At 44.6% G+C, this 2,122-nt stretch carries 1 protein-coding gene; it reads left to right on the top strand.

All coding sequences use genetic code 11. The annotated features are described in order from the left end of the window. Positions 1–2,122: MG2 domain-containing protein (locus A1D16_RS09455; protein WP_290709113.1), on the top strand; the 2,122-nt coding region annotated here is incomplete at both ends.

A 2,122-nucleotide genomic window follows, 5' to 3' on the forward strand; every position in this document is an offset into this window, starting at 1 on the left:
TTGCACAGGAACACGGGTCAGCCATTGGCAAAAGCCATTGTGCAACTTTATCAGCGCAATTATGATTATCAGACCAGGCGATACAGCCGTGTAAAAGTAGACGAACTACAGGCAAATGATAAAGGGTTTGTATATATAAATAAAGCAGGTAATAATAACTATGGCAGTTTCTCCCTTGATATTAAACACGGAGATGATTATTTACGGGTAGAAGACCAGGAGTATCTATATTCCTATTCGCAGCAGGAGAAGAACCTCTCTGAAGAAGCCTATGAGCAACAGCACGCACAGGTGTTCTATTTTATGGATCGTAACCTCTACCGGCCGGGACAAACCATTTATTTTAAAGCAGTATTAACCAGCAAAAACAGAGAATCCCTTCTGCCTTATATTCTAACAGGAAAAAAAACCAGGATTCAGCTCTATAATGCCAACAACGAAAAAATCGATTCAATAGAAGTAATCTCCAATGAATTTGGATCGGTTACGGGCAAATTTACGCTGCCTGCCAATGGTTTAACCGGGCAGTTCTACCTCCAGGATGAAAGTTATAATTCCTCCACTTATTTCAGTGTGGAGGAATATAAAAGGCCCCGCTTCGAAGTGCGGCTTGAGGAGGTGAAATCCACTATTCGGTTAGGCGACACCGTTACTATTAACGGAAAAGCCATCGCTTATGCTGGCAATGCCATCAGCAACGCTACCGGAACCTATAGAGTTACCAGGGGAAACCGGTATTTATACCCCTGGAAATTGGGGCGCTATGGCTTCAGCCCCCGTTATAAAACAGTTGAAATTACCCATGGTAAACTTACTACAGCATCCGACGGAAGTTTCAGCATATCATTTCCGGCCATTCCGGATGCCGGCATTGATCGTTCAGCCGATCCGGTATTTGACTATTCAATTTCCATTGATATTACTGATCTGAATGGAGAAACCCGTTCTACCAGCAATTCCGTTGCAGTATCCTATAAATCAATGAAGCTGTCGATCAGCGCCGCGCAAAATAAACTTTCAGCTAATGACTTCACTGTATTAAATCTAAGCACCACCAACCTGGCGGGTATACCCCAACCAGCATTGGTGGATGTAAAGATTATTCCGTTGAAAAACCCCGGCAAATTATTTCGCCCGCGTTATTGGGAAATGCCGGATACGTTTGTACTGACTGAAAAAGAATACCGGCAGTATTTCCCCTATGATCTATACAAAAATGAAGATGACCCGGGAACCTGGCAGACGGGCAAGGCCGTTTGGCAGAAAACCATAAAAACAGATTCGTCCGGGCTGGTAACCCTGGATAAGAAAAAATTTTCTCCGGGCTGGTACCAATTAGTGGCAAAAACAGTGGATACCTCCGGCGATTCTATCGAAGCCAAAACGGTCGTATTCCTCACAGACCCCTCTCGAAAATCAGTAGCAGAAAGCGGCTACCTTACAGCTACTACGGGAAAACAGGTTTTGAAGCCCGGTGAACAGACCAATATTGAGCTGTCTACAGAAGCCACCGAACTTTTTGTAATTGAAAAAAGAAGCAATTGGAAAACTCAGGCTAAAGAAATAGAGCGCCCCTTTTCAGAAAAATTCAGGTTATTCAGTATGAATAAAGAGCGGATAGCTATTCCTGTTCTGGCCGGGCCTGCAGATAAAGGGGGCATTCAAGTGCAGCACGTTTTTGTACGCCATAACCGGGTATTTACCGAGGATAGTTATTTTACGGTACCCCTGCAGGAAAAAGACCTGAAGATCAGTCTGCAAACCTATCGGGATAAGCTGGAGCCCGGACAAAAAGAAAAATGGACAGTGGCTTTATCTGGCGAGGAAGCCGAAAAATTTGGCATGGAATTACTAACCTCCATGTACGATGCTTCGCTTGATCAGTTTCAACTGCACAGTTGGTATATTCCGTCGATATGGCCAAGCCTGCAAAGGAAAAGCAACTGGTCAGGGCATACCAATTTTATAACACAGGCAGGCGAAGAATTTCAGGTAGCCCTGCTGAAAAAAGAGGTGAATTGGGTAGAAGATGATGCCCTTGTCGGATTTGAATGGGTAGAGCGCAGGAGAATGTACGCAGCGGGCATGAGGGCCCGGAATGAACAATTACCCTCTGCTGCAC

Origin of the sequence: Flavihumibacter sp. CACIAM 22H1 (genome assembly GCF_001601815.1) — a bacterium.
Classification (GTDB): domain Bacteria; phylum Bacteroidota; class Bacteroidia; order Chitinophagales; family Chitinophagaceae; genus Flavihumibacter.